The organism is Lactiplantibacillus daoliensis (assembly GCF_005405005.1).
GTDB classification, from domain to species: Bacteria; Bacillota; Bacilli; order Lactobacillales; family Lactobacillaceae; genus Lactiplantibacillus; species Lactiplantibacillus daoliensis.
Genome location: NZ_BJDH01000004.1, coordinates 24,715 through 47,221, shown reverse-complemented (window position 1 = coordinate 47,221; position 22,507 = coordinate 24,715). Strand labels below are relative to the sequence as shown.

The 22,507-nt window shown below is 43.3% G+C and carries 18 protein-coding genes; 10 read left to right on the top strand and 8 right to left on the bottom strand.

Annotation, left to right across the window (positions count from 1 at the left end; genetic code table 11):
- Positions 1-118 precede the first annotated feature (118 nt).
- From trmFO to FFM64_RS06045, 5 genes are all read left to right on the top strand, one after another.
- Complete coding sequence (gene trmFO, locus FFM64_RS06065) at positions 119-1,453, top strand: methylenetetrahydrofolate--tRNA-(uracil(54)-C(5))-methyltransferase (FADH(2)-oxidizing) TrmFO (RefSeq protein ID WP_137607124.1); 1,335 nt, start codon at positions 119-121, stop codon at positions 1,451-1,453.
- Between the two features lie 65 nt (positions 1,454-1,518).
- Positions 1,519-2,430, top strand: coding sequence for a tyrosine recombinase XerC (gene xerC, locus FFM64_RS06060; RefSeq protein WP_137607123.1), 912 nt, complete (start codon positions 1,519-1,521; stop codon positions 2,428-2,430).
- 15 nt (positions 2,431-2,445) lie between these two features.
- Positions 2,446-2,988, top strand: a complete 543-nt coding sequence (hslV, locus tag FFM64_RS06055) for an HslVU peptidase proteolytic subunit (RefSeq protein WP_137607122.1) — start codon at positions 2,446-2,448, stop codon at positions 2,986-2,988.
- Between the two features lie 14 nt (positions 2,989-3,002).
- Positions 3,003-4,424 (top strand): ATP-dependent protease ATPase subunit HslU, encoded by a 1,422-nt coding sequence (gene hslU, locus FFM64_RS06050; protein ID WP_137607121.1) that lies wholly within the window; start codon positions 3,003-3,005, stop codon positions 4,422-4,424.
- A 23-nt stretch (positions 4,425-4,447) separates the two neighbouring features.
- On the top strand, positions 4,448-5,326 hold the full coding sequence (locus FFM64_RS06045) for an aldose 1-epimerase family protein (RefSeq protein WP_137607120.1): 879 nt from the start codon (positions 4,448-4,450) through the stop codon (positions 5,324-5,326).
- A gap of 237 nt (positions 5,327-5,563) precedes the next feature.
- Here FFM64_RS06045 and plsY read toward each other — a convergent pair whose 3' ends face one another.
- Positions 5,564-6,181 carry a glycerol-3-phosphate 1-O-acyltransferase PlsY gene (gene plsY, locus FFM64_RS06040; RefSeq protein WP_137607119.1) on the bottom strand — a complete coding sequence of 206 codons (618 nt, stop codon included), beginning with the start codon at positions 6,179-6,181 and terminating at the stop codon, positions 5,564-5,566.
- A 365-nt stretch (positions 6,182-6,546) separates the two neighbouring features.
- On the opposite strand from plsY, the gene parE reads away from it, so the two are divergent.
- From parE to msrB, 5 genes are all read left to right on the top strand, one after another.
- Positions 6,547-8,553, top strand: coding sequence for a DNA topoisomerase IV subunit B (gene parE, locus FFM64_RS06035; protein WP_137607118.1), 2,007 nt, complete (start codon positions 6,547-6,549; stop codon positions 8,551-8,553).
- Between the two features lie 12 nt (positions 8,554-8,565).
- Positions 8,566-11,016: a DNA topoisomerase IV subunit A gene (gene parC / locus FFM64_RS06030; RefSeq protein WP_137607117.1), complete on the top strand. Its 2,451-nt coding sequence runs from the start codon at positions 8,566-8,568 to the stop codon at positions 11,014-11,016.
- A 184-nt stretch (positions 11,017-11,200) separates the two neighbouring features.
- Entirely contained in the window at positions 11,201-12,160 is a 960-nt protein-coding gene (locus FFM64_RS06025) for a LysR family transcriptional regulator (RefSeq protein ID WP_137607116.1), read from the top strand.
- A 21-nt stretch (positions 12,161-12,181) separates the two neighbouring features.
- Positions 12,182-13,111 (top strand): manganese-dependent inorganic pyrophosphatase, encoded by a 930-nt coding sequence (locus tag FFM64_RS06020; protein ID WP_137607115.1) that lies wholly within the window; start codon positions 12,182-12,184, stop codon positions 13,109-13,111.
- A 176-nt stretch (positions 13,112-13,287) separates the two neighbouring features.
- Entirely contained in the window at positions 13,288-13,719 is a 432-nt protein-coding gene (gene msrB, locus FFM64_RS06015; protein ID WP_171000316.1) for a peptide-methionine (R)-S-oxide reductase MsrB, read from the top strand.
- Positions 13,720-13,772: 53 nt separating this feature from the next.
- On the opposite strand, the gene FFM64_RS06010 is transcribed toward msrB, so the two are convergent.
- The 7 genes from FFM64_RS06010 to FFM64_RS05980 form a co-directional block, all read right to left on the bottom strand.
- Positions 13,773-13,976, bottom strand: a complete 204-nt coding sequence (locus FFM64_RS06010; RefSeq protein WP_223876911.1) for a YozE family protein — start codon at positions 13,974-13,976, stop codon at positions 13,773-13,775.
- 151 nt (positions 13,977-14,127) lie between these two features.
- Entirely contained in the window at positions 14,128-14,979 is an 852-nt protein-coding gene (locus FFM64_RS06005) for a site-specific integrase (protein WP_137607113.1), read from the bottom strand.
- A 1,017-nt stretch (positions 14,980-15,996) separates the two neighbouring features.
- Positions 15,997-16,332 (bottom strand): helix-turn-helix transcriptional regulator, encoded by a 336-nt coding sequence (locus tag FFM64_RS06000; RefSeq protein ID WP_137607112.1) that lies wholly within the window; start codon positions 16,330-16,332, stop codon positions 15,997-15,999.
- Positions 16,333-16,345: 13 nt separating this feature from the next.
- Entirely contained in the window at positions 16,346-16,669 is a 324-nt protein-coding gene (locus FFM64_RS05995; protein ID WP_137607323.1) for a type II toxin-antitoxin system RelE/ParE family toxin, read from the bottom strand.
- 222 nt (positions 16,670-16,891) lie between these two features.
- Positions 16,892-19,435, bottom strand: coding sequence for an AAA family ATPase (locus tag FFM64_RS05990; RefSeq protein WP_137607111.1), 2,544 nt, complete (start codon positions 19,433-19,435; stop codon positions 16,892-16,894).
- Between the two features lie 156 nt (positions 19,436-19,591).
- On the bottom strand, positions 19,592-21,172 hold the full coding sequence (locus tag FFM64_RS05985; RefSeq protein ID WP_137607110.1) for a hypothetical protein: 1,581 nt from the start codon (positions 21,170-21,172) through the stop codon (positions 19,592-19,594).
- Positions 21,173-22,474, bottom strand: a complete 1,302-nt coding sequence (locus FFM64_RS05980; protein ID WP_137607109.1) for a glycosyltransferase family 2 protein — start codon at positions 22,472-22,474, stop codon at positions 21,173-21,175.
- Between the last annotated feature and the right edge of the window lie 33 nt (positions 22,475-22,507).

The window sequence follows — 22,507 nt, the reverse complement described above, 5'->3', positions numbered from 1 at the left end:
AAGGTTCGGTTAAAAGCTGGACTTTGGTAACGCTTTTATTTGTATCAGACTGGGATTTCCGGTATCATTAGCAACAAGTACTATCAAGGGTACTGTTAAATGAAAAGAGGAATTCTGGATGGCATCAATACCAACAGTTAATGTGATTGGCGCGGGCCTCGCTGGCTCCGAAGCAGCGTGGCAAATTGCGAACATGGGCGTTAATGTTCGGCTCTACGAAATGCGACCGACAAAAATGACCCCGGCGCATCACACGCCACAGTTTGCAGAATTAGTTTGTACGAACTCGTTACGGGCTAACCAGCTCAGTAACGCGGCCGGTTTATTAAAGGCCGAGATGCGTCAGTTAGATTCCGTTGTGATGTGTTCCGCTGAACATCATGCGGTGCCTGCTGGTGGTGCCTTGGCAGTTGATCGTGAGACCTTTTCACAAGAGATCACGGATCAGATTACCAACTTGCCAAATGTCGAAGTGATCAATCAAGAAATGACGACGATTCCGGAAGGGATTACCGTGGTGGCGACCGGACCTTTAACGGCGGCGTCATTAGCGAAGTCGATTCAGGCGTTCAATGAAGAAGATGATCTGCATTTCTTTGATGCGGCGGCGCCGATTTTGACGAAAGACTCGATTGACCTGGATAAGGTTTACTTAAAATCCCGTTACGATCGTGGTGAAGCAGCTTATCTGAATTGTCCGATGACCGAAGCAGAATTTGATGTTTTCTATGATGCCTTGATTCATGCGGAGATGGCTGAAGCACATGACTTTGAAAACTCAGATGTTTTTGAAGGCTGTATGCCCATCGAAGTCATGGCGCAACGTGGTCGACAAACCATGCTGTTTGGTCCGTTGAAGCCAGTTGGTCTAGAAGATCCTAAGACGGGTCGCCAACCATTCGCGGTCGTGCAATTACGGCAAGATGATGCTTCCGGCGAACTCTATAACATCGTTGGGTTCCAGACCCATCTCAAGTGGGGCGAACAAAAGCGCGTCTTTGGGCTAATTCCTGGACTCGAAAAAGCAGAATTTGTGCGTTATGGTGTCATGCATCGCAACACGTTTATGAAGTCGCCTAAATTACTGGAACCGACCTATCAAACTAAGCAGCGTCCGGACTTATTCTTCGCTGGTCAGATGACTGGGGTCGAAGGCTATATCGAAAGTGCGGCTAGTGGGATTGTTGCTGGTATTAATGCAGCGCGGTTGGCCTTAGACTTAGACCCTGTCGTTTTCCCAAAGGACACGATGATGGGGGCGATGGCCCATTATATTACGCATACGAATGCGGCTCACTTTCAGCCGATGAATGCGAACTTTGGAATTGTCCCGAAGTTGACAAAACGTATTCGTGATAAGCGGGAACGAAATACCGCTGTCTCTGAACGGGCCTTAGCAGAATTAACGGAATTTAAAGCCAATGCCTTAAATTTGACTAAAGTTGACCAATAATCAAGACACTTAATTGTGTTTTCCTCCAGACTTTGCTAAAGTAGCAACGAATGGAGGTTTTTTGATTGGCAGAATCTGAATTAGACTTATTTTTAAAGTATATTCGTGTTGAGCGTCAATATTCAGAAGAAACCGCTGAGGCCTACCAAGAAGATATTCAAGCCTTTCATGATTTTTTAGCGGCGAACGGTGGCGTCAAAGCGTATACTGAAGTTGACCATTTGGATGTGAACGTTTACTTAAGTTCATTATATGATCGACATTTAACGCGGAACTCAATTGCGCGTAAGGTGTCCAGTTTACGGTCGTTTTATAACTTTTTAGTCAAAAATGACCTTGCCAAGCTGAATCCATTCGTCTATGTGCAGTTGAAGAAGCATGCGCCCCGATTACCGCGATTCTTTTACCAAAAGGAATTGGATGTGCTCTTTAAGACCGTTTATGCGGATGAGTCCATCATGGGTACCCGGAATGCGGCGTTACTGGAGGTCCTGTATGGCACCGGGATTCGACTCAGTGAATGTGTCAATTTACAGTTGGCGGATGTCGACTTTGACCTCAAAATGATGTTGATCCGTGGGAAGGGTGATAAAGAACGCTACGTCCCCTTTGGTCGGTATGCGGCCCATGCACTGCGGCAGTACTTTGAGAGTTGTCGGACGCCGATCATGGCGCAGTATGAGCAGGTGCATCAGACGGTGTTTATTAATCGTCACGGTGGGCCAATCACCGGCAAGGGCATTGAGTACGTCTTGAATCAGCTGGTTAAGAAAAGCAGTCTCACGGCCGACATCCATCCGCATATGTTGCGGCATACTTTTGCCACCCAGATGCTGAACAATGGGGCGGATCTACGGACTGTGCAAGAATTATTAGGCCATACCAGCCTGTCGACGACGCAGATTTATGCGCACGTCACTAAAGAACATTTACAACAAGATTATCGAAACTTTTTTCCCCGCGCCACGCGGAAATAATTAAGGAGAGTTGTCATGACAGTAAAATTTGAAGCAACTACGATTTGTGCCGTTCGTCAAAACGGGCATAATGCAATGGCCGGAGATGGCCAAGTCACCATGGGTGAGAAAGTCGTTATGAAAGGAACTGCTCACAAGGTTCGCCGCATTTATAATAATGAAGTAGTGGTCGGCTTTGCCGGTAGTGTGGCGGATGCCTTTAATTTGGAAGAACGCTTTGAAAAGAAACTTAACGAGTTTTCTGGCAATTTACAGCGTTCGGCCGTGGAATTAGCTCAAGAATGGCGGAGTGACCAAGCTTTACAAAAGCTAGAAGCCTTACTCATCGTCATGAACAAGGATGAGATGCTACTTGTCTCTGGGAGCGGTGAAGTCATCACCCCGGATAACGATGTCTTAGCAATCGGCTCTGGTGGTAATTTTGCCTTAGCTGCAGCGCGGGCCATGCAACTCCATGCCAAAGACATGAGTGCCAAAGAAATCGCCGAAGCCGCAATCAACATTGCCGGTGACATCGATATCTTTACGAACCACAACGTTATTTCGGAAGAATTATAAAAGGAGCAACCCTGATGGAAATGATAAATAAGACCCCTAAACAAATTGTCGCTGACCTTGATAATTATGTCATTGGTCAAGGCGCAGCTAAAAAAGCCGTCGCGATTGCGTTACGTAACCGTTACCGCCGGATGGAACTCTCAGCCGATATGCAAGAAGAGATTACCCCGAAGAACATGTTAATGATCGGACCGACTGGGGTTGGGAAGACCGAAATTGCTCGGCGTTTAGCTAAAATCGTCCATGCCCCCTTTGTCAAAGTCGAAGCCACTAAGTTTACCGAAGTTGGTTATGTCGGCCGTGACGTGGAATCCATGGTGCGTGACTTAGTTGATATTTCGATTGAGATGGAAAAGGAACAGGCCTATTCAAGCGTACGTTCTTCAGCCGTGCGTGAAGCCGATAAGCGGTTAGTCAAGCTCCTAGTGCCTGCTCAGAAGAAACAAGCGAAGTCTAATGGTAATGATTTCCAAAACATGATGAGCATGATTAACCAGATGCAACAAACCGGTCAAATGCCAACTGCCGATAATGCGGATAATGAAGAAGTGACGGATGATATTCGCAATTCTCGTTTATCTGTCTCAGACCAATTGAAAAATGGCTTATTGGAAGATTCCGAAGTAACCATCGAAATGGATGATCCCCAACAAACTGCCAGTGGCAATAACAACATGCTCGGTCAGATGGGAATTGATTTAGGCGATACCTTAGGCCAGATCATGCCAAAGAAGCGGATCAAACGGACCATGCCTGTCTCAGAAGCGCGTGAGATCTTAGTCAAAGAAGAGTCTGAAAAACTGGTTAATAGTGCCGATATTTATCATGACGCGATCGTCCGGGCAGAAAACACCGGGATTATCTTCATTGATGAAATCGACAAGATTACCGGTGGTGGCCAACAAAATTCTGGTGAAGTTTCGCGTGAAGGGGTTCAACGTGATATTTTACCAATCGTGGAAGGCTCACAAATTTCAACTAAATATGGTCCGATCAATACGGATCACATTCTATTCATTGCTTCTGGGGCATTTGCGGAAAGCAAGCCAAGTGATTTAATTGCCGAACTGCAAGGTCGTTTCCCAATTCGGGTCGAATTAGACGACTTGACTAAGGAAGACTTCGTGAAGATTTTGACGGAACCAAAGAATGCGTTGATCAAGCAATACATTGCCTTGATTGGGACGGATAACATTAAGGTGACGTTTACGATTGAAGCCATCGAAGCGATTGCGGGGATTGCCTATAAGGTTAATCATGAGACCCAAAATATCGGTGCTCGACGCTTACACACGGTCTTGGAAAAGTTATTGGAAGAACTATTGTACGAAGGCCCAGATATGGAAATGGGCGAGGTCACGATTACCGAAAATTACGTCAATGAACGCATTGGTAACATTGCCAAGGATAAGGATCTCAGTCGTTACATTCTTTAATTAAATCAAAGGAGTCAGGGTGAATGACAGTTGAATTAAAAAACGAGTTACTCACGGTCAAGATTAATGAAGCCGGGGCAGAACTCAGCAGTGTCAAATCAGCGGATGGTATTGAATACATGTGGCAAGCGGATCCTAAGTTTTGGGGTCGGCATGCACCTGTATTGTTCCCAATTGTTGGTCGGCTGAAGGATGATCAATATACAGTTGCGGGACAAGCTTATCATTTGGGTCAACATGGCTTTGCGCGTGATCATGTCTTTCGCTTGGTGAGCCAAACGGCAACCACAGCGACGTTAGAATTAGCTGACAGCAGTGAAACGCGGGCAATTTATCCGTTTGCGTTCCGGTTACGGTTAATTTATACCTTAGTTGGGCAAGAATTAACGGTCGGCTACGAAGTTCATAATCCAGCTAACCACGACTTATTGTTCTCAATCGGTGGTCACCCTGCATTTAACGTCCCATTAGTGACGTCTACGGGAACTTTAGACGATTACCGGCTCACGGTTACGCCAGGACATAAGTATCAACACATTCCATTACAAGCGCCATATAACGATGCCGCAAATGCAACGGACTTGGATTTGAGCAACCCTTTGTCATTGACACGGGATTTCTTCAAAGATGACGCTGTGATCTTAGGCTTAGCCAATCAAACGACCACGTTAACCTTGAGTTCTGACTTAGATCAGCATGGTGTGGCAATGACGATTGAGGATGCGCCGTACGTCGGCATGTGGTCACCATATCCCGCGGATGCACCGTTCGTTTGTTTGGAACCATGGTGGGGCATTGCGGACAATGTTGATCATGATGGTCAATTGAGCCATAAGATGGGTATTAACCACTTAGCAGCTAACCAGACCTTTAATCAACACTATGCGATTAAGTTCTTTTAATGACCGTTAGTGATTGACGAAGTTGTCAGCTTCCTTAAAATGGGATGCTGGCAACTTTTTTGTGTGCACTTTTTGGAAGTAGGTTAGCTAGCTGTTGAAAAATAAGCAAAATAGTATAGTTGTAACATGTTACTTTAACTAATTCATCACAATTCAAAATCAAAACCAGTAACAAGCTTAACAGTCTGGGTGAAAAAAGGCCATAAAAATAGCCACCCTTAGCGGTGACCATTTTGATTAGTGCTGCTTTGCTTGGTAACGACGCCAACCGAGCCCAAAGTGGACGAGTGATTCTGTGCCAGCTTTGATCCGCGCGATATTTGCACGATGGCGGTAAAAAATAAAGATGGTCAAGACGACGGCCACGATCGATAAAATCCAATCTTGGTAATAAAAGATTGCAATTAGGCTGACCAATGTGAGTGACGCCATGCTGGCAACACTTACCATGCTAGTCAGATAGACCAACGTGAACATGATCGCGCTAGCAATTAGGAAAAATTCCCAGTTGTAGGCGAGGAGAATCCCGGCACTGGTTGCGACCGCTTTACCACCCTTAAAACCGATAAAGATGGAGAAGGTGTGACCTAGAATCGCCGCTAGTCCGATGAGGAGGGCATTGACTGGTAAATGGAAGATAGCCGGTTGTGCCGCTGCTAAGGTCCCTTTTAGGATATCCATCACCATGACGATCGTCCCGGCAACGGGACCTAAGACACGATACGTGTTCGTTGTGCCAATATTGCCGCTACCGGCTTGTCGAATGTCTGTATGAAAGAATAGCTTGCCAATGATGACACCCGAAGGAATCGAGCCTAATAAATAGGCGACGATCAGCATAAGTATGATTTCCACGATTGAAACCTCCTGCAATAGAGTCAACCAATATTTTAGCATGCTTTGCCGATTGATGGGTCAGTTTTACCTAAAAAACTTTCAGTTGACAAGCAAGGTGACGAGTCATTACAATGTAGTGAACACACGTTCGTGTGTGGACAATGTTTATCTAAGACTGAAAACTACAATTTTGCTTAAATTTATCTGAAGTGACGCTTAAAAAGCGTCTCAGAGACGTTAAAAAGTAAAAAAGTATCTGAATATTCAAGGTGCTGTGCTATAATTTAATTTGCATGGCTTAAGTTAGCGTTGTCAAGCCTAGTAACTAGGCACTATGACTAATTAACCGGTTATGACCAGAAACACGAAGGAGCAATTCATGAATGGCTAAAAAAGGACTAAAATATGACGATTCTTCAATTCAAGTACTTGAAGGATTGGAAGCCGTCCGCAAACGACCTGGGATGTATATCGGGTCAACGGACGGTCGCGGCTTACACCATCTGGTTTACGAAATTGTCGATAACGCGGTCGATGAAGCTTTGGCTGGTTTCGGTAAAGAAATTAACGTTGTGATTCACGCGGACAATAGTATTACGGTCGTCGATCATGGCCGTGGGATGCCAGTTGGGATGCACGCTTCTGGAATTCCAACCCCAGAAGTCATTTTGACGGTCTTGCATGCCGGCGGGAAGTTTGGCCAAGGTGGCTATAAAACTTCCGGTGGGCTGCATGGGGTCGGTGCTAGTGTGGTTAACGCGCTCTCAACGGAACTGACCGTGACGATTATTCGTGATGGTTATCGTTATCAAGAAAAATTTAAAAACGGCGGACATCCAGTTGGAACACTTGAGAAAAAGGGTAAGACCAATAAACCCACTGGGACCACTTTAACCTTTAAACCTGATGCTAGCATTTTCACGACGACGGTTTATAATTTCCAAACGTTGTCCGAGCGGTTGCGGGAATCTGCGTTCTTATTGAAGGGCGTCAAGATTACGTTGACCGATGAACGTGAAGGACAGCAACAAGAAGAAGTTTTCCATTATGAAGAAGGCATCAAAGAGTTCGTCACTTATCTCAACGAAGATAAGGACACACTTGGTGATGTGATGTTCTTCGATGGGACTAAGGAAGGGGTCGAAGTTGAAGTCGCTGCGCAATATAATGACGGCTACTCTGAAAACCTCCTCTCCTTTGTTAATAATGTGCGGACGCCAGACGGTGGGACACATGAGGCTGGGTTCCGCAGTGCCTGGACCAAAGCTTTCAACGAATATGCTCGTAAAGTAGGCTTGTTGAAGGAAAAGGATAAGAATCTTGAAGGGTCCGATGTCCGTGAAGGGCTATCTGCTGTTATTTCATTACGGATTCCTGAAAATCTGCTTCAATTTGAAGGTCAGACGAAGGAAAAACTTGGGACACCGGAAGCACGGACGATCGTCGATAGTGTGGTCAGCGAGCAATTACAATTTTTCTTAATGGAAAATGGTGAATTTGCCCAAATGCTGATTCGTAAGTCCACTAAAGCCCGACAAGCCCGTGAAGCCGCCCGTAAAGCTCGTGATGAGAGTCGTAATGGGAAGCGGAAGCATAAACAGGAACGGCTGTTGTCTGGTAAATTAACGCCAGCCCAGTCTAAAAATGCCAAGCGGAATGAACTCTTCCTAGTCGAAGGGGATTCTGCCGGCGGTTCTGCTAAGCAAGGCCGTGACCGTAAGTTTCAAGCAATTTTGCCATTACGTGGGAAAGTGCTGAATACCGAAAAGGCCAAGCTACAAGATATTGTTAAAAATGAAGAAATTAATACGATGATTTATACGATCGGTGCTGGTGTTGGGACTGAATTTGACCTCAAAGCTAGCAACTACGACAAAGTCATTATTATGACTGATGCCGATACCGATGGGGCGCATATTCAGATTCTGTTGCTGACCTTCTTCTATAAGTACATGCGACCGATGATCGATGCTGGGAAGATTTATATTGCCTTGCCACCGTTATATCGTTTGCAGAAAAAGCAAGGCAAAAAAATGCGGACTGAATATGCTTGGACCGATGAAGAACTTGAGCTTCGGACTAAGACTTTTGGCAAAGGTTATGCCTTACAACGTTACAAAGGGCTCGGTGAAATGAACGCGGAACAACTCTGGGAAACGACGATGGATCCAGAAAAACGGACCTTAGTGCGTGTCCGGATTGATGATGCAGCTTTAGCCGAAAAACGGGTCACTACGTTAATGGGTGACAAAGTTGAACCACGTCGAAAGTGGATTGAAAATAACGTTCAATTCAGTCTCGATGAAGACGGTTCGTTACTCGATAATCAAGCGCTTAGTTCGGCTCACGAAAAAGCTGACGAAGAACTCGCACAACAATTAAAGCAATAAGGAGGTCGCAATTTGACAGTTGAACAACCAAAAATTCAGGAGTTAACCCTGGAAGACGTCATGGGCGACCGCTTTGGCCGTTACTCTAAGTATATTATCCAGGAACGGGCCTTACCCGACATTCGTGACGGTTTAAAGCCGGTTCAACGCCGGATTCTCTATGCCATGAATCAGGATGGGAATACTTACGACAAGGCGTTCCGAAAATCAGCTAAATCTGTTGGGAACGTCATGGGTAACTTTCATCCTCATGGGGATTCTTCAATCTATGAAGCGATGGTTCGCCTGAGCCAAGACTGGAAGCTACGGGAACCCCTCATTGAAATGCACGGGAACAACGGGTCAATGGATGGTGATCCGGCGGCTGCCATGCGGTATACCGAAGCTCGTTTAAGCAAGATTGCCGGTGAAATGTTACAAGATATCGATAAAAAGACCGTTGATATGGTTTTGAATTTCGATGACACGGAATATGAGCCAACAGTCTTACCAGCGCGTTTTCCCAATTTACTGGTTAACGGAGCTACTGGGATTTCAGCAGGTTATGCAACGGAAATTCCACCGCATAATTTAGGGGAAGTCATTGACGCCGTCTTGTATTTGATGAATCATCCCAAGGCCGAAATGGCTGATCTGATGGACTTTGTTAAAGGTCCAGACTTCCCAACTGGTGGGATTATTCAAGGGATTGACGGCATTAAGAAGGCGTATGAAACTGGTCGTGGCCGGATTGTGGTGCGGTCACGTACGCAGATTGTCCCAATCAAGGGGAATAAGTCACAAATTGAGATTTCAGAGATTCCTTATGAAGTGAATAAAGCCCAACTTGTTAAAAAGATGGACGAGATTCGCATTATGAAGAAGATTGAAGGCATTGCGGAAGTTCGCGACGAGAGTGATCGTAAAGGTTTATCAATCGTGGTCGAATTGAAGCGTGATGTGAATGCGGAAGGAATTTTGAATTATTTATTCAAAAATACCGACTTGCAGATTACGTATAACTTCAATATGGTTGCGATTTATCATCAACGGCCAGAACATGTTGGTCTAAAGACGATTATTAGCGCCTATCTGGAACATCAACGCGATGTGATTACGCGACGGACGCAATTCAATTTGCAAAAAGCCGCTGACCGTCAGCATATCGTCCAAGGACTCATTAAAGCGATGTCCATTTTGGATGAAGTGATTGCGACTATTCGTGGCAGCAAGGATAAGAAGGATGCCAAAGCGAACTTAGTTGCCAAATTTGACTTCTCCGAGTTGCAAGCGGAAGCTATTGTGACGATGCAGTTATATCGCTTGACCAATACCGATGTGACGCAGCTGGAAAAAGAAGCCTCTGAATTAGCACAAGCAATCGAAACGTATCAACTTATTTTGGCTGAGCCGAAAGAATTGGACAAAGTGTTGCGTCGTGAGTTAAAAGCGATTCAGAAGGCTTATCCAAGCAAACGGTTTACTGAAATTCAATCCGAAGTTCAAGAATTGAAGATTGATACCGAAGTCGTTGTGCCACAAGAAGATGTGGTGGTGATGATTAGCCATGATGGTTATATCAAGCGGACGAGCTTGCGTTCATACACGGCGTCTGATATTGACGATAATGGCTTAAAGGATGAAGACTTCCCAATTTATTTGGCGAAAAATAATACTTTGGACCATTTGATGATGTTTACAAATCAGGGCCATTTGATTTATCGACCAGTGCATGAGATTGCTGATGCCAAATGGAAAGATACTGGGGAACACATTTCGCAAACTATCGGCTTAGCTGCTGATGAACGCATTACCTGGGTCTTTAATTTTGCCGATTTAAAAGCCACTGGGAAATTTTTGGTAGCCACTAATGACGGCTATATCAAGCAAACTGACTTTGCCGATTACACGCCGGGCCGAACTTATAAGACGCGGGCCAGCCAATTCATCAAATTAAAGTCTGACACGTCTGAAGTTGTGACGGTCAACTACTTGCCAACTGTTCCTAATGGTACGCTAGTCTTGTTGACGCAGCACGGTTATGGGTTACGCTATGACCTCAGTGAGGTGCCAACCGTTGGAGCCAAAGCGGTGGGTGTGAAATCGATGGATTTGCGTGATGATTTGATCGTTCGAGCAACGATTGCTGGTGAAAATGATTTACTGGCGATGATTACACAACGAGGGTCCTTTAAACAGATGAAAGTCAGTGACATTCCAGTCACGAGTCGTGCGCGTCGTGGGGTTCAAGTCTTGCGAGAATTGAAGAGTAACCCGCATCGCATTGCTGATTATGTGCTGATTGGTGCTGATCAGACTGGTGTTGCTTTGGAAGTGCTGACAGATCGTTTGAAAGAACATTCGATTCTCAGTGATGATCATCCAGTGAGTGCCCGATACTCCAATGGCTCATTTGTCGTGGATACTGATACTGAAGGGGTCCCAGTGGCCATTCAGATTCACCCAATTCCGTTGACAGTTTAAAAATAGAACGCCAACGCTTGCAAGGCTTTTAGCATTAGCTTACTATGAAAATAGGTTAAAAATGATCACTTAATAATTAGGTGGGGTTTATTTACCGATAACAATCGCTTGCTTTAAAATCTAATCTTGTATATATTATAGACATCATAAGATGAAGATAAGACGAAAGGATCAGGTAAAATTCATGAAAACAACTCAAGAAAGTATTTTCTCTTCTAAAACATTGACCTATTTCTTGCAATTAGCTGAAACAATGAATTATACGCAAGCTGCTCAGATTTTGGGAATCACTCAGCCCGCGTTAACACAACAAATTAAAAAGTTGGAACGCACGGTTGGGGCACCATTATTCTATTCTGTCGGGAAAAAGTTACGATTGTCCGATGCTGGTTACACGATGTTAAATGCAACACATAATATTTACAATGTGTTGAATAAGGCGACCGATGAAATTCAACAGACGACAAGTGCAACGCAAGGGTCAATTAATATTGGGGTGTTAGCTTCAATTGAGGACCACGTGTTTGAAGATTTTGCCATCAAATATTATGAAGCCAATCCGAACGTGGTCATTTCTTTCCATATGTTAACACGGAAGGAAATCTGGGAACGTTTAGAGAATAACCGGATTGATTTAGCAGTCATGTATTTACCAGATGAAAGCATCAAAAACTGGAAACCTTATCAATCGAAAAAGATTGTCCAGGAAGATTTGTTGTTCATCACTAGTGATCCTAAGCAAGCGAAAAAGAAGCGCATCAAATTTAAGGATACGACCAGTGAACCTTGGGTCATGTATCCTGAAAATTATTATTTGGATCAAGTTATTAAGGAGTCTTACAAGAATCAGCTTGCTGATTTACCGACGCCGATTGCGCGGTTTACAACACCACAACAGATCTATCGTTTCGTAGCTGCGACTGGGACGAACACAGCATTGCCAAGTTCATTTATGGTTGCTAATCCTGCCGACGATAATCTCCATACGGTGTCGTTTGAACCGGCCATCAAATTTGATTTAAACTTTGTCTTCCGTAAAGATAAGGACCAGATTCCTCGAATTAAGAATTTCTTGGATGAATTTGATAATTATCTTCGTAAAGAAGACTATATCTCACGGTTACAAAAAATTAATCAAAAATAACACAAAAGGAGTTTTTCGATAATGAGTAAAGAACTAATTTTTGGTCACCAAAGTCCTGACACTGACGCTATTGTGGCGGCCAAAGCTTTGTCATATTTAGAAAACAAGTTAGGTAAAGATACTGAAGCCGTTGCTTTGGGCGAACCTAACGAAGAAACTAAGTTCGTTTTGGATCACTTTAACGAACCCGCACCCCGGATTATCACTAAGGCTGCACCAGAAGTTGACTCAGTGATGTTAGTTGACCACAACGAACCACAACAAAGTGTCAGTGATATCGCTGACGTGACAGTTGATGTCGTTGTTGATCATCACCGGATTTCTGGTTTTGAAACGGCACAACCATTGTTTTATCGTGCCGAACCACTTGGCTGCTGTAGTACAGTGATTTACAAGATGTTCAAGGAAAATAACGTTGAAATTCCTGCTAAATTAGCTGGTTTGATGTTATCTGCCATTATTTCAGACACCTTATTATTGAAATCACCAACTACCACACCAACCGATGTTGCAGTTGTTAAGGACTTAGCTAAGATTGCTGATGTCGACTACGAAAGCTACGGCTTAGCAATGCTCAAAGCTGGGACTAACTTAGCTAGCAAGAGTGAAAAGGAACTAATCGATGCCGATGCTAAGTCATTCGAAATGGCTGGGAAGTCCGTCCGTGTGGCCCAAATCAATACAGTTGATTTGCCAGAAGTCTTTGACCGTCAAGCCGCTTTAGAAGCTGCTGCCAAGGCTGAAAACGAAGCTGAAGGTTACGACTTATTCTTGATCTTAGCAACGAACATCTTGGATAGCAATTCTGAATTGTTAGTCGTTGGTGCACCAACTGAACCGGTTGAAAAAGCCTTCGGTAAAACGATTAAGAATAATCGCTTGAGTTTGCCAGGCGTCGTTTCACGTAAGAAACAAGTTGTGCCTCAATTAACTGACGCATTCAACGCTTAAATTTGAATTGTAAAAGACATCCTTTGTTGGGTGTCTTTTTTTTAGACTTTGAACATCTGTTTGTGACATAATTGCCAAAACAAGATTAAAGTTCAGAAAGTATTTTACTGCGCTACAGCAATAAAATTATTGGTAATGCTAGTCGAATCGATTATATATTAAGGAGTTGATTGCTCGTGGATCAGGAAGAATTAAAACAAAAATTGACTGCTGAACAGTATGCAGTTACACAAGAAGCAGCCACTGAACGGCCGTTTAGCGGTCAATATGATGATTTTTATCAGGAAGGACTCTATGTGGATGTTGTGAGTGGTGAGCCGTTATTTAGCTCACGTGACAAGTATGATGCTGGTTGCGGTTGGCCCTCATTCACTAAGCCAGTCGCAAAAGATCAAGTGACCGAAAACTTTGATGACACGTATGGCATGCATCGGACTGAGGTATTAAGTCAACAAGCTAAGTCACACTTGGGTCATGTTTTTACTGATGGTCCCAAAGACAAAGGTGGGCTGCGTTATTGTATCAATTCAGCAGCTTTGAAATTCATTCCGGCGTCTGAGTTAGCTCGGTCTGGTTACGAGCGGTATATCGAATTATTTAAAGATTAGCTCTGATTGTAAAAAATTCCGCCCAGTTATGTCAACTAGGCGGAATTGCTTTTTTAAGCTGCTTGATAGGCGTCCAATGCCGAATAAAGTGAATCTTTAACCGTATCACGAGTATTCAGATAAGTAATGTAGTCGGATAATTCGGTGATGTTGCTCGTTTGCGGAAAATCAAAATCAGCATGCGCGTAGCAGGCAGCCGAATTATAGGGCCCCCGTTGGTTTATAAATGGTTCTAGCCAGCGATAAAATGTCATCATCTAGATTCATCCTTTCAAAACTTGATAAGCCTTATCTTAACGGCATTTCAAAGCAATGTACAGGATTCAAAGGGAGCTTAACTAACTTGCAAATCAGTTGTAAAGTTTGTGATGCGATTGTAAATTATTGTAAAGAGATTGCAACACACAGTTAGTTTTTTGACGCTCGCAGTCGGCGTAACTCTTGTTGGCGTGCTAAGTTTTGATAATAACCTAAACTGGCTAAATCTAAGCGCAAATTAGTCATGACAACAGTTAGGTCGGTTACGCGATGTTCACGTAAGTACCAGAGAATGTAACTCTGACGCAACCAGACTGGCTTTAGAGCCATGCCAGCGCGTTGACTATCACCACTGAGATATTTATGAAGTGCGGCTAAGCTGAGTCGTGGATCGACGCCACGTTTGCGTTGTTTTAAGAATAGATCTTTAGTCTGCAGCGTCGCTTGTAATGGCGCTAAAAAGGCCCTGAATTTCGTTAAGAACACTTGTTCGTCGTTGGAGAAAGTGAGAGAATTAAGTTGCTCGTAAAAATTAGGTTTCAAGATTTCACTAGCAGTAAAGCTGTGACAAGTAAACAGCAAAAATGCTCGCGTATAGACGTGCAAGTCATCGTTAGCTAATAATTGTGGCAACAATTCTGGCCAATCGTCAGCAGGCTGTTTACCAGTGATTGGTTGGCCTTTAATTGCAAACGTTGGCAATGTTGTAATTCGACGATGTGCAAATAGAAAGCTAAAATAGCCGTTCAAATTAGAAAGGCTTTTATTTAAGGTGCTTGTTTTAAATTGACGTTGGTCCTTGAGCATACCTAAGTACGCTTGAATATCATTTTCGGTAATATCAATCAGCAAGCCACTGGACTGATATGTGGGATTAAAATGTTGCTGGTAATTGAAAAAGTCGCGTAATGTGAGCTGGTATTGGACGATGGTCTGCGGTTGTTTGCCGTCAACAGTCAGTTGATCAATAAAGCTTTTTTCAAACGGGAAACTTGCTGTCATTAGTAGGTCACATACTTTCTAGGTATAAATTGTTACTTTAACTTAAACACAAATTCAATACAAAAACAAGCTATTAGCCAAGGTTGCTGAGAGACGCATTCTAAGCATCAGTTCAACTTTTAAACACACAAGTAATCGTCTAAGTTAATGTATTTAAAACACGTTAATATGGTTTTACCAGTAATTACGTGTTATTTTTCTAGAACCAACTTTCGTTTAAGTTCTGATTTAATTTTAACCAGAACTTAAACGAAAGTTACCAACAAAACACAAATAAAACTTTTTTTGATTGATACAGATAGCTACTTGCTAAGTAATAATAGACCAAGTTTAATTACAAAAACGCCGAAATGGGTTCAGGGGGGTCTAAATTAGATCGTGGGGGAGTATTTTACTTCTTACTTCTACTTCGTATAATATATATTATGTAAACTAGAATAATTAAAAAAGCGCCCCGCTGGATTTACGTGTGCGACTTGTGCAGTGATGCCAAAGTGACATCTTTTTCTCTGTTTTACGACACTGAAGTCTTAACTTTTTGTTTTAAATTTATCAAAAACGTTGCAATTACTGAGATTAATCACTAAAGATGAATCTAAAACGAGCCAAAAATTTTATGTCGCAATAATAACTAAGCTGACAGACTGGATTTATAGTCATCATTTACAATTAATAATTCTAAATCTAGTCTGTCAGCTAAATATGTTAATACATGAAGCTCATTAATCAGTATGAGCTCAGCTTTCTAATCTGATTTGACGTTCGGTCAAATACTGATTCCAATCACTTTTAATTCAACAGATGTTACAGTGATTTCTTTATCCATCGGGAGCATTTACAAACGCTTTTTTTGAGTAATCATTTATTTTCTGCTGAATCTAGTGACATAAACAGTTCAGACAAAGCTAGCAACATAGTTTCCATGAAAAAACTGTATCACCACAAAAAATGTCGTGGTGATACAGTTTGTAAAAGAATATGTTCTTGTTTTTGATCAGGTAATCAACTCGATCAAAATCAGGCTGTTACCCAATCATATCGTTTGAGGAATTTATCTGATTTATTTTGTGGTACAGCATTTTCAGCAGTTTTTTTGGCAAGATGCAACTTGAAATTTGCGTCTAAGCTTAACAATAATTGACTAGAAATCCCCATCACAGTTTCAATTCTCAAAGCTAGTATCTCATTAATAAATCGTTTACGTTTGAGAATATCGGATATGTTTTTTTGACTAACCCCTAATCGGTCAGCTAAATCAATTTGTGTAATCCGATAAAATTCCATCGTTTCTTTAATGAGGTCAGCAGCCGAACTGGTGTGATACTGCCGAATTTTATTGTCGCGATGTAACATGATAGTCAACTCCTTAGTGATAGTCTTCAATCTGTATAATCTGAACGGTCACGATTTCTGACTTTTCAACGGAAAGCTGATCGTTTTTGTCATAGCCTTCAAAAATGATACGAAAATTTTTGCTGACATCAACAGCAAATTTACCCTCTAAATTATTGTGTAGACGATGGCAACGAGGCGGCGGATCAGATGGGATCTGCTGTAAACTAGTCGCAGCGTCAAACTCATCAAGCCTGGTTTGAATTCTTTTAGCCCGGTCGCGGCCAAAATTTTTAACTAGTAACCGGGAATCATTTAAAATCTTTGCAAGCTTGCGGTTCTCAGCAACGTAATCCATTCTTTCTTTCACCTCAAAAGTAATTATACCATGTCGGTATGAAAAAGTGAAACCGTTACTTTCCACTACACAATATCGTTGACTATCCCTGTTCTCTTCCAATCATGATTGCTAACATATAGTCGAAACGTAGAACAAAAGATCACGAATGGAACATAGTCTATAAAGTCAAAGGGCTAATCACTGGTATCATGTTAAGTTTTCCAGATGCCTAAGTAGCTGTTAAGCTAAGTTAAATTTTTCAAAATGGGCCTTTAAATACGTGAGCGTCAAGCTGTGACTGGTCTTATCATGAATAAGTTGCTGTGGCCGGCCACTGGCCATGAGTTGCCCACCGGCTTGGCCCCCCTTTGGCCCTAAATCGATTAAATAATCAGCATTAGTCATCAAATCAAGGTCATGTGTAATAATAATGATCGTTGCACCCTTGGCATTTAGACTATTAATCACGCCTAACAAGGTTTGCACGTCTTGAGGATGCAAGCCAACAGAGGGTTCATCGAAAATGAACAGTGTCTTACTTTGACGTTTATTTAAGTGGCTCATAAGCTTGAGACGTTGGGCCTCACCACCCGATAAACTAGGGGTACTTTCACCCAGGTGCAAATAGCCCAGTCCCATTTCATTGAGTAACTGTAACTGTTTCTCAATCTTGGGAACCGATTCAAACACGGATAACGCATCACGTACAGACAGGTTCAATAAATCGACAATATTATAATCATGCCAACGAATTTGCTGAATTTCGTCTTTATAGCGTGCGCCATGGCAATAGGGACAGATTTCTTCCATATCTGGTAAATACTGAATATCCAGCGTGATTGTCCCCAGACCACCACAATGTTCACATGCGCCCTGTTTATTGTTATATGAGAAATAAGCCAGACCATACTTCTTAGCTTTCGCTGCTGGCAAAGCCGCAAAGAGTCGTCTTAGATTATCCATAATTGTTGTATAGGTGGCAATCGTTGAACGGGTATTTTTCCCAATTGGCTTCGCATCAACCGATACGACGTCTGTTAAGTGCGTCTTAAGCGTCGCAACTTGTTTAGGCAGTGCTGCATTTTCTTTGCGAGCTTTGATGGCTGGGACCAGACTGTCTAAAATCAAACTTGTTTTCCCCGCACCAGAAAAACCCGTAACTGCGGTGATTTCATTACCTGGGATTGAAACAGCGACATCTCGCAAATTAAAGTAGTTTTTCACTTCAAAATCCGTACGCAGATCGGATGCCTTTTTTCCAACCGGGACTTTGTCATGCATAATTGACGCCTTACCTGAGATATACGGGCCAATCAAAGACTGCGGGTTACCTACCAGGTCCTGTGGTGTGCCTTCAGCAATCACATTACCACCAGCATCACCAGATCCGGGACCAATTTCAATAACCCAATCGGCTGCTTCAATAATATCAACCTCATGATCGACTACCACCAATGAGTTTCCTTGCGCAATCAGTTCTCTAAAGATCCGAATGAGCCCCTGTACGTTATCGGGATGGAGCCCAATCGAAGGCTCGTCCAACACATACAAGACACCGGTCGTCTCTGTCCGAATCGTTTTGGCTAACTGTAATCGCTGTAATTCACCCGTGGACAAAGTATTCCCATTGCGAGATAGGGTTAAATAGTCTAACCCTAATTCAAGTAGTGGCCGCAATGTGTCCGTCAAATTTTTGAACAGGATCGTGGCCATGCCTTGCATTTCAGCAGGTAAGGCTTTTTGTGCGTCTGCCTGCCAATCAGATAAGCTACCTAGCGTCAGGTCAGCGACTTCGGCAATATTTTTGCCACCAACCAACTGAGTCAATAATTCTGGATTCAAACGAGTGCCGTGACAAGTCGGACAAACGGAAAAATGAAAGAATTCGTTGACTTTATTGATGGCACGGTCACTCTTGACGGTTTTTAGTGAATCATAGACGGCTGCATGGGCATTCTCGTATAGTGTTTTATCAGTATGGAATACTCGGCCGGTTGAAGTCCGAAAGTCAACGGGATACTGCTTTTTTTCACCGTTTAAAATAATGTCTTTTTCAGCTGCCGTCAAATCTTTATACGGAACATCAGTTCGAACACCCAATGTTTCTGCCACGGTAGGCATAAAGTTACGACCTGGTAAGTGCCATGCAGCGACGACCCCTTCAGCGAGCGTCAGATTTTCATCGCCAATCAACTTACTTTCATCTAATTCGCGAACTTTACCAGTGCCATGGCATTCTGGACAGGCACCCCCAGAATTGAAGGCGAAGTCTTCGGCTGATTTAGCCATGAATTCAACGCCACATTCTGGACAGGTAATATAGCCCATTTTACTGTCTTCACCACCAGGCAAATCCATTGATTGTGCGACTTTTAAACTCGGTGCGATGCGATGACCGTTCGGACAGACGATTGATCCTAGCCGCGAAAAAATGAGTCGGACGACATTAAACAGTTCACTCATGGAACCGACTGTCGAACGTTCTGAAGGAACACTTGGCCGCTGGCGTAACGCAATGGCGGAAGGAATATGCTTAACTTCCTGAACCTGCGAGCGTTTACTCTGACCAATTCGCCGGCGTGTATAAGTCGACAGCGCCTCTAAATAACGCCGTGACCCTTCGGCGTATAAAATTCCCATGGCCAAAGAACTTTTACCAGAACCAGATGGGCCTGAGATTGCCACGAATTGATTTAAAGGAATATCAACATTAATTTTTTTTAAATTATGGACGTTTCCGCCCCGAACACTGATATGTTCAACTTGTTTTTGATCAGTTACCATAAATAATCACCCTCGACTTCAACCCTAACTTAAAAAAGTTTGTTTTAAAAACAAACCATCACACTATATGATAAACCGTCCCGTTCGGTCATAGTCAACAAAAACGGTAACTTTTTTCAATTAATCACTCAGAATGCCAAAAAAGATTGCCGCTAATTACGACAATCTTTGATTTGAGGCAGTTTTGACCGTTTTAACGCGCCAAGCACGTGATTTGAGTGTTGCCCAACCACAGATTCCTAAGAAAATTAATGGCAAGTATAAAATAATATGATAACGTCCTTGGACTTCGACAAACATATTACTGATTGTAAAGCCCGCAAGCAATAACGTAGCGTAAAAGAAATATTGATTGAGATAGTGGTCGTGACGCCGCCACAATAAATAGCCGCCTAAGCAACTGCTGATCAGGGCCACAGCCATCAAGATTTCAAAATAGATGAGGGCTAACCAATTCCAGAATCCGCGACTCCATAGCCACCAGTGATTGCGAGCTTGCTGCGACCGTTGATGACCAAGATTATATAACACCCAATCATAACCATAATCTTCAGCCATAAATTTTTGCATTTTTCTACTTAAGAATGGCCCCCACCGCCCTGCTTTCGAGAGCTCATCAAGCTGACGCTGTGTCTGCTGTGTCATTTTAGCGGCAATTTTGGTGTAGGTCCGACCAGAAACTGGCGCAACTTTTAACTCATGCGTCACCGTTGTCATTAAGGCGGCATCATAGGCGCCATCGGTCTTGGGATCAGTGCCAGTCGCAAGACTATAGGCTGTGCTAACCCGATTAGGCGCAACATTAAAACCATACAACCAGTTATAGACCGGTGACGAAATCAACATTAAACCGGCTAATGAGACGATAAAGAGACTGAAGCCTTTAACCGACGAACGCGGAAGCGGTCCCCTGCCGTGCAACCAGACCCCTGTTCCCAGAAAAACTAAGGCAATGAGCCAGATGATCATAATTGGCCGGACCATATTAGCCACAAAGCTAGCAAGCAGTGCGATTGTAAAGTTGACCCAGTGATCATTGGGGGTAGCTGTCGGTAGCGGTTGAACCATGTTGGTCAGTGCCAACATGGCTATTAAGAGACAAGTCAAGAAAATTGGTTCCGCGCCATTCAGCAAACTGCTATACAGCCAGTAAGCGGGAATCCAATTGAAACTCAGTGCCGCTGCAATCCCCAATGGCCGTGAGAGCCAACGAGCGACTAGCCAGTAGATCAAGAATAAATCTAATAAAGTACAAGCAATGTTGATCAGTTGGCTAATGACAAAGGCAGAACCCCAAAAGGCCGTCCCCAAGCTGAAAAAATTCGCAATATTAATGGCATGTGGAAAGATGACATAGTTTCCAATGGCCCCTTTTAAGAAGAGTTGTTTCCACGTTAGGCCCTGTGCGCTAAACGCTGCGAGTGCATGATAGTTCCAAAAGTCAGATGTTGGCGCAATTTTGAATAGGCCTAATAGTGGGAGTTTTAGCAACGTCAGGCCAATAAAAACTGTGACCAGCCAACTCGATTTTTTCCGGCTTAACCACTTGGTCAGTAACACAATGCTGAGGACGATGAACCCAATCGTCAGTCCAGCGACGAGCAGTGCAAAATTCACTTGTAGGCCACTCGTTTGTTGCGCATTTCTTGCCGCTGCAAACATCATCCAGATTAGCAGGCCAATAGTTGTCGCTAAGGTGACACCTTGTAGCGTGATTAAGACATGTCGTTTTAGCATCTACTCATCCCCCTTGACGAGCGACTTTAGATCCTCAGTGACTGGTGCTGAGCCATGAGTCGTTTTTGTCCACTTAGTTTGGCCAATCAATTGGCGCGTAATGGCGGCATACGGCGTTAGGCCAATAATCAACAAATAAACTTGAAAGCTGAAACTATCCAGTAATGTTGACCAAAGTTTGAACGGCAAATGGGCATCGCGGGTATTGCGTTCAAACAAATTTGTGAAAACAATACAGCTGAGTACGGTAATGATTAAAATGGTCATAAGTGCCAAATGATGCCAGCCATCGGACCAATTTTGTAAACTATGAGTGATCAAAGTTACCAGTGCCACTAAACTGGTAATCGGGACCAGACAACCTGTGATGGGCATGGTAATCCAAAAAGTCGTATCAAACTTTTGAAAATTATTAACAAAGCGTGAACGCCAAAGGACCGGTAAATAGTGCATACACTGCACGGCGCCTTGGCACCAGCGCACCCGTTGATTGAAGAACGCTGGTAACTGACGAACTGCTTCTTGTTGAACCACGATCGTATGCGTAAACCGGACTTGTCCACCTAATAACCAAGTCCGCAAAGTATATTCCAAATCCTCCAATAGACTATTTCCCCAGGCGTTGTTCCGGGCTAGTGACAGCCGCACAAATTGCCCATTACCGGAAGCAATTCCTTGTCCCAGACGGTTACGAAGCTGTTGCGTTGAGCTATTAATACACATGAATTCAAAGTTCTGCATACGGGTGAGCCAGTTTGTTTGGTTGTTAATGCTCACCCCCGTTTGCAACATTGCCATTTTAGGCATTGCTTCAAATTGCGCGACGACTTTGGTCAAATCTTGAGAATTCATAAAAGCGTCGGCATCCAGAACGCCGATAATCGTCGTTTCCGGCGATGCCTGGCGGGCTAAGGTATTTTGTAAGTAATGGACCGCGGTATTGATAACGGCGCCTTTACCTTGCCGTTCATTACCAGCACGATGCAGGATCTGTAGAAAAGGCGATTTAGATGCGGCTAACTCTGCTAAGCTACGATCACTGGAGTTATCATCAACCGCAATGATTTGTGGTTCAATGCTGTCTGGTAGTTTAGCTAATTCTTGCGACAACCGATTGATGGTGGTCGTGATCACACCGGCTTCGTTCAAAACTGGGATAATCAGGTACAAACGGTATGGCTGAGTCCCTTTTTTGAAAGACTGACTCGGTTCACGATAGTGGTTGATCAATAGAATATTTAACAAGAAATAGCCATAAAACAGACTGGAAATCGTGATTGCGATACGACTCAAAATTATCATAGTGACTCCCCTCGAAACCCATACAAAACAATT

Coding starts and splice junctions, on each gene's coding strand:
- FFM64_RS06000 (WP_137607112.1), bottom strand. CDS start 16,332: ATGTTACATCGCGACAATAAAATTCGGCAGTATCACACCAGTTCGGCT.
- hslV (WP_137607122.1), top strand. CDS start 2,446: ATGACAGTAAAATTTGAAGCAACTACGATTTGTGCCGTTCGTCAAAAC.
- parE (WP_137607118.1), top strand. CDS start 6,547: ATGGCTAAAAAAGGACTAAAATATGACGATTCTTCAATTCAAGTACTT.
- FFM64_RS05985 (WP_137607110.1), bottom strand. CDS start 21,172: ATGCTAAAACGACATGTCTTAATCACGCTACAAGGTGTCACCTTAGCG.
- hslU (WP_137607121.1), top strand. CDS start 3,003: ATGGAAATGATAAATAAGACCCCTAAACAAATTGTCGCTGACCTTGAT.
- FFM64_RS05990 (WP_137607111.1), bottom strand. CDS start 19,435: ATGGTAACTGATCAAAAACAAGTTGAACATATCAGTGTTCGGGGCGGA.
- FFM64_RS05980 (WP_137607109.1), bottom strand. CDS start 22,474: ATGATAATTTTGAGTCGTATCGCAATCACGATTTCCAGTCTGTTTTAT.
- FFM64_RS06010 (WP_223876911.1), bottom strand. CDS start 13,976: ATGATGACATTTTATCGCTGGCTAGAACCATTTATAAACCAACGGGGG.
- trmFO (WP_137607124.1), top strand. CDS start 119: ATGGCATCAATACCAACAGTTAATGTGATTGGCGCGGGCCTCGCTGGC.
- FFM64_RS06045 (WP_137607120.1), top strand. CDS start 4,448: ATGACAGTTGAATTAAAAAACGAGTTACTCACGGTCAAGATTAATGAA.
- FFM64_RS06020 (WP_137607115.1), top strand. CDS start 12,182: ATGAGTAAAGAACTAATTTTTGGTCACCAAAGTCCTGACACTGACGCT.
- FFM64_RS06005 (WP_137607113.1), bottom strand. CDS start 14,979: ATGACAGCAAGTTTCCCGTTTGAAAAAAGCTTTATTGATCAACTGACT.
- FFM64_RS05995 (WP_137607323.1), bottom strand. CDS start 16,669: ATGGATTACGTTGCTGAGAACCGCAAGCTTGCAAAGATTTTAAATGAT.
- FFM64_RS06025 (WP_137607116.1), top strand. CDS start 11,201: ATGAAAACAACTCAAGAAAGTATTTTCTCTTCTAAAACATTGACCTAT.